The organism is Candidatus Desulfatibia sp., assembly GCF_036446775.1.
In the GTDB taxonomy this organism is placed as follows: domain Bacteria; phylum Desulfobacterota; class Desulfobacteria; order Desulfobacterales; family UBA11574; genus Desulfatibia_A.
Map to the genome: position 1 here is coordinate 1 of NZ_JAZFTO010000377.1, position 5,127 is coordinate 5,127.

Genomic DNA, 5,127 nt, shown 5'->3' on the forward strand with positions numbered 1-5,127 from the left:
GTTCGCATACCGCAAGATATTTCCGGAGTATGATGCAATTCGCCAATCGCCGGATATATGGAGTATTTCAATGACTTTCAGGCAACACTTGAATTAAGAGCCAGTATATAGTAGAATATGGCAATAATTTCAGGAGGTGATGAATAATGGCTATATCTGTGGACGACTTGGCAACAAAGGCCATGACTCTGTCTGGTGAAGCTAGGGCTCTACTGGCTGAAAGACTTGTTGAAAGTCTTGATCAGGAGTCAGTTCGTGAAATCTGGTTGACCGAAGCAAAAAAACGCCGTGATGAAGTGCGAAGTGGTCTCGTCAGACCAATACCTGGCGTTGAGGTGATGGAAGGCGTTCGAAAGCTTATTGACGAAAAATGACCTTCTTATTTCACCCAGAAGCACGCGCTGAATTCAAAGAAGCGACGATTTATTATTCCGAGAAAAGCCCCTCATTGGCATCGGCGTTTTACACTGAGGTAGAAAACGCGATCGAAAAAATAACTGAGGATCCAGGTTTATATCGCGTTATTGATGAAGATGTCCGACGTTGCCTGACCAGGCGTTTCCCATACGCTATTCTTTATACCATCGAAGAAAGTTACATTTTGATTCTGGCCGTTATGCATTGCAGCCGGGAGCCATCGTATTGGAAAGATAGGCTTTCGTAGAAGCACCACCAATGCGAACAACCGCTTGCACGCTGACCGGCTATATCTTGCGGCTTTAAGCAAATAGTTTACATGTTGTAATTTTTCAACTTTTAGCCAATTTTTAGGTTCCCGCCGCCGTCAGGTGAAGCGGGGGGTTAGCAGTCCACGAAAATTAAGCCTTGACTTTCGGTCTATATTTAGTACCATATAGAGACTGGAGGTGATAAAAATGAATATTACAAGTGATATAAAGTCTATTACATATCTTAAGTCAAAGGCAGCCGATTTGTTTAATCAAATCAACGAAACCCATCGCCCTGTCATAATAACACAGAATGGAGAACCAAGAGCTGTGCTTCAAGACCCTAAAAGTTATGAAAATATGCGTAATGCAATCGGTATATTGAAGTTGGTTTCACAGGGTGAATCCGATATTAAAAATGGTAAGGCTAAGTCACAGGAGGATGTATTCAAAGATATTGAAAACTCACTGAAAAAAAGCTTAAATGAGTGACAACTACAAAATTGAATGGGCTGGTGTTGCAGAAAATGATTTAAAGGGAATTATCGAATATATTGCAGAAGACAGCCCTGCCAATGCATTAAAGCTACTAAAAAAGATCAAACAAAAAGCATCCAGCCTTCACACCCTTCCTGAACGAGGCCGCATAGTACCAGAGCTTCAAGATCAAGGCATATTAATATATCGTGAATTAATTATCGCTCCCTGGAGAATTATATACAGAATATCAGAAATGAAGGTTTATGTTTTGTCTGTTTTGGATGCGAGGCAGAACGTTGAAGATATCCTGTTGAAAAGATTGATTTATTCTAAATAAGATCACTGCTAACAACAGCTTTAACTCAGCCTGGCAAAAGCGCCGCTCCCTATCGGTCGCTATGCTTTTCCCTGCTGGTTAAGCTGGGCGTTATGCCTCTTTGATAAAACTTGACAAAGCGTACGCAATGCCGTACTGTTCGAATATAAACAATTCATTACATCAGGGGTAAATCATGCCGACACTAACAGCCACGGAAGCAAGATCAAAGCTATATCGACTTATTGACGAAGCAGCGTCGTCTCACGAGCCAATTATCATAAAGGGTAAGCGCGGCAGCGCTGTGCTTATTTCAGAGGACGACTGGCGCGCTATTCAGGAAACCATGTATCTACTGAATATTCCTGGTATGCGGGAATCAATTCGGGAAGGATTAGCCACTCCAATCGAGGAATGCACCCGGAAACTTGACTGGTAATGTGGCGAATCGTTTTCACAAAACAGGCTCAAAAAGACGCCAAAAAGCTATCCGCTGCTGGCCTACGTCCGCAAGCCGAAAAGCTAATTGAAATCCTGCGTGAGAATCCTTACACGACGCCTCCACCATTCGAAAAGCTATTAGGTGATTTATCCGGGGCCTTTTCCAGGCGAATAAATATACAACATCGGCTAGTCTATCAGATTCTTGATGACGAAAAAGTGGTTAAAGTCATTAGGATGTGGACTCATTATGAATGACCAGGCATAACATTGCGCTTGCAGTCGGACGCGTCTAAAGCCGCGCCGCTGAAGCGCACGTTGTGTGTAAAAAATGATAGGTACGACCATCATAGAATATGTGATTCTTGCTTGACAATGATATCAATATTGATACTATATAGCCATGGCAAAAATTGATGACATCTTGGCACAAATGAAACGAAACCCCAAAGATGTCAGATTCACTGATTTATGCAAAGTTTGTGAAAATTTCTTTGGGGAACCTCGTAAAAGTGCAAGCAGCCATCGAATATACAAAACCCCCTGGCAAGGTGATCCAAGGATCAATATCCAAAATCATAAAGGAAAGGCCAAGGCATACCAAGTAAAACAGGTGCTTTTGGCCCTTGAAAAGTTGGAGGTCGGCCGTGGCATTAAAAAATGATCGATATACATACCGTGTAACCTGGTCTGAAGATGATAATGAATATGTAGGTTTATGTGCGGAGTTTCCGAGCTTAAGTTGGCTGGCTCTTACCCCGGAAGCTGCTCTGAAAGGTATTCGAAAATTGGTTGCTGACGCTGTAAAGGACATAGCTGCAACCGGGGAGACAGTTCCGGCGCCTATTGCTTGCAGATCTTATAGTGGTAAGTTTATGGTCCGCGTACCGCCGGATGTTCATCGAAAACTTGCTGTTCAGGCCGCTGAATCCGGCATAAGCCTCAATCGGATTGCCAGTTCCAAATTAAGCCAATAAATCAAAAACTCCACGCAACCTGTCAGTTCACCAGACCGGTGTTTCGTTGCGCTCCACACTGGCTGGTGACTTATGTGTTATTTTTCCTAACCGGGGAATCGAAGAATGAAACAAGTTGAACACGATAGGCCCCCAAGGATAGGGATGTCTGAGGTTCGCTGCTATCGGTCTCGAAAGATTGAAGTTAGAACGAGTGATTTACATGGTCGAGGCGTATTCGCGATAGAGAGGATCGACAAGGACGAGGTAGTTGCGGTGAAGATGGGCCATATTGTTACTTCGGAACAACTTGCTGATATCACATCTGGAGTTGGAGACTACGCTCTTCAGGTTCATGATCAGTTCTATTTGACTCCGACTTCCACTGAGGAAATCGACAGAATGACCATTTTCATCAACCATTCCTGCGATCCTAATGTTGGGTTTGAAGGACAGATTACGTATGTTGCTATGCGTGCCATAGAACCGGGAAGGGAACTCTGTCATGACTACGCCATGGAGCGAAGTGACGACTATTCTTTAGATTGCCTGTGCGGGTCAGCCCTCTGTAGAGGTAAAATCACCGGAGAAGACTGGAAAGACCCTGAGCTCCAACAGAGATATGGAGACTATTTTTCTTCCTACATTCTAAAGAAAATCAAGCATCTCAAGGAGACTATGGAAAGATAACCACGGCATTAAGGGCGACGGGTTTTCGCTACGCTCAACCCCAGCAGGTTATGCCTACGTTATACGAGAAATAAGTTAAGGGCTAGAGAGGAAAAATGGGTTTATATGAAAAATACATCTTGCCGAAGATAACCGAGTTTCTTTGCAGCGGAAAACCAATCATGTATCAACGCAAAAAGGTTGTACCTTTAGCGAAAGGCCGTGTCTTGGAAATCGGTATTGGCTCCGGATTGAATTTACAATTTTACGATTCTTCAAATGTTGAATACATATGGGGCTTGGACCCATCTGTTCAGATGCGGAAGATGGCTGAAAAACGAGTAAAAAACATTCAATTTGAGGTTGAATTCATAGGCCTGTCTGGTAACGAGATTCCGTTGGAGTCAAATAGTGTCAACACGGTTTTGGTTACATACACATTGTGTACGATCCCGGATGTAGTTCAAGCGCTGAGTGAAATGAGTCGAGTGTTAATGCCGGGAGGCGAGTTGATCTTTTGCGAGCATGGACTTGCTCCCGATGAAGATGTTCGTCGATGGCAAAATCGAATGAATCCGATCTGGAAGCGAATGGGAGGAGGATGTAATTTAAACAGACCAATACCGAATCTCATAGAGCAAGGAGGATTCAAAATTAATTATATCGAGACAATGTACATCCCTGGATGGAAACCGGCGAGTTTTAATTACTGGGGTTCAGCTGTTCAAAGGTAAAGTAAATCCAGGGGTGTGTTTGCTTTTCGTATAACAACATGCTGGAGAGAACAGCAGGTGACTCGCGGTTAAGCTTTTGCCAATCTCTTGCTTGAACATTTAAATATCAGAGTCTTTCAATTCTTGCTGCCTCTCAGCATTACGTTATGTTTCAATAAATAAAATTATGTCTGATAAAAGCATTTTAAAATGTCCAAACTGTCATAAGGAATTAAAATGGTTACCAAAAGGTAAGCATATGTGCAGTTGTGGAGAAATTATAAGCACGACTGGAGAAGATCTTAAAGAATTTGCATTGTCTGAAATTAAAATCCCTTTTAAAGACCGAACGCCAAGTGGAGTTAAAATACAATTAGCCTTAGCAATTATTTTAGTTTTAGCATTATTCGTTTTAAGAGTTCTTTATCAAGAAAAATGGCTTCAATATGAAGCGGATTTCATGTTCATGATTTTTAGTATTGATCCAGCAAGCTATAAGCAAGTTATTTCTCCATTTGTTGTGGCAGCCATTTTGGTTGTATGGTTCGTTTTTAAATTTCTAAAAAAAGATTAAAAAATAAGGTTAAAAAACATAACATAGCGGGTGGAGCAGACGGGATGAAACTATGGCCTTTTACGCAAGGGCTGTAGTAGCTCGAATTTCTTAGGCCCGCTGCTCATCCACACCGTTAAATGCCAATTTGAAAAATGAAAAAATTGCCTACAGACCTTCAAATTCTTACAGCCATATACGATATGTATTACGATGATTTTATTAACTACGATGAAAAAGAAAACAAAACACGATCTTCGAAAATGTATGTTCCAATTGATATTGAAATCATATCCAAGAAATTTAAAGTTGATCCAGACCTAATATTTGG

The 5,127-nt window shown here is 41.8% G+C and carries 11 protein-coding genes; all 11 read left to right on the top strand.

Translation table 11 applies throughout. From position 1 onward, the window contains the following. Window positions 1-146: 146 nt before the first annotated feature. The 11 genes from V3S16_RS17085 to V3S16_RS17135 all read left to right on the top strand — a co-directional run bounded on the left by V3S16_RS17085 (window position 147) and on the right by V3S16_RS17135 (window position 4,817). Window positions 147-374 (top strand): addiction module protein, encoded by a 228-nt coding sequence (locus V3S16_RS17085; protein ID WP_413887141.1) that lies wholly within the window; start codon window positions 147-149, stop codon window positions 372-374. Further along, complete coding sequence (locus V3S16_RS17090) at window positions 371-664, top strand: type II toxin-antitoxin system RelE/ParE family toxin (RefSeq protein ID WP_413887143.1); 294 nt, start codon at window positions 371-373, stop codon at window positions 662-664. The genes V3S16_RS17085 and V3S16_RS17090 overlap by 4 nt, the downstream gene beginning before the upstream one ends. A 211-nt stretch (window positions 665-875) precedes the next feature. Further along, a complete protein-coding gene (locus V3S16_RS17095; protein ID WP_413887145.1) occupies window positions 876-1,160 on the top strand; it encodes a type II toxin-antitoxin system Phd/YefM family antitoxin in 285 nt (94 codons plus the stop codon). Further along, on the top strand, window positions 1,153-1,485 hold the full coding sequence (locus V3S16_RS17100) for a type II toxin-antitoxin system RelE/ParE family toxin (RefSeq protein WP_413887147.1): 333 nt from the start codon (window positions 1,153-1,155) through the stop codon (window positions 1,483-1,485). The genes V3S16_RS17095 and V3S16_RS17100 overlap by 8 nt, the downstream gene beginning before the upstream one ends. Before the next feature lie 175 nt (window positions 1,486-1,660). Continuing rightward, window positions 1,661-1,903, top strand: coding sequence for a type II toxin-antitoxin system Phd/YefM family antitoxin (locus V3S16_RS17105; RefSeq protein WP_413887149.1), 243 nt, complete (start codon window positions 1,661-1,663; stop codon window positions 1,901-1,903). Next, entirely contained in the window at window positions 1,903-2,163 is a 261-nt protein-coding gene (locus V3S16_RS17110; protein ID WP_413887151.1) for a Txe/YoeB family addiction module toxin, read from the top strand. Before V3S16_RS17105 ends, V3S16_RS17110 begins: the two co-directional genes overlap by 1 nt. Window positions 2,164-2,308: 145 nt before the next feature. Further along, a complete protein-coding gene (locus tag V3S16_RS17115) occupies window positions 2,309-2,569 on the top strand; it encodes a toxin HicA (RefSeq protein ID WP_413887153.1) in 261 nt (86 codons plus the stop codon). Then, a complete protein-coding gene (locus V3S16_RS17120; RefSeq protein WP_413887155.1) occupies window positions 2,553-2,882 on the top strand; it encodes a type II toxin-antitoxin system HicB family antitoxin in 330 nt (109 codons plus the stop codon). The genes V3S16_RS17115 and V3S16_RS17120 overlap by 17 nt, the downstream gene beginning before the upstream one ends. Window positions 2,883-3,026: 144 nt before the next feature. Then, window positions 3,027-3,551, top strand: a complete 525-nt coding sequence (locus V3S16_RS17125) for an SET domain-containing protein (RefSeq protein ID WP_413887157.1) — start codon at window positions 3,027-3,029, stop codon at window positions 3,549-3,551. Between the two features lie 95 nt (window positions 3,552-3,646). After that, a complete protein-coding gene (locus V3S16_RS17130; protein WP_413887159.1) occupies window positions 3,647-4,264 on the top strand; it encodes a class I SAM-dependent methyltransferase in 618 nt (205 codons plus the stop codon). A 166-nt stretch (window positions 4,265-4,430) separates the two neighbouring features. Then, the gene (locus V3S16_RS17135; protein WP_413887161.1) at window positions 4,431-4,817 is read left to right on the top strand and encodes a hypothetical protein; all 387 of its coding nucleotides are present in this window, start codon (window positions 4,431-4,433) and stop codon (window positions 4,815-4,817) included. The last annotated feature ends 310 nt before the right edge of the window (window positions 4,818-5,127 follow it).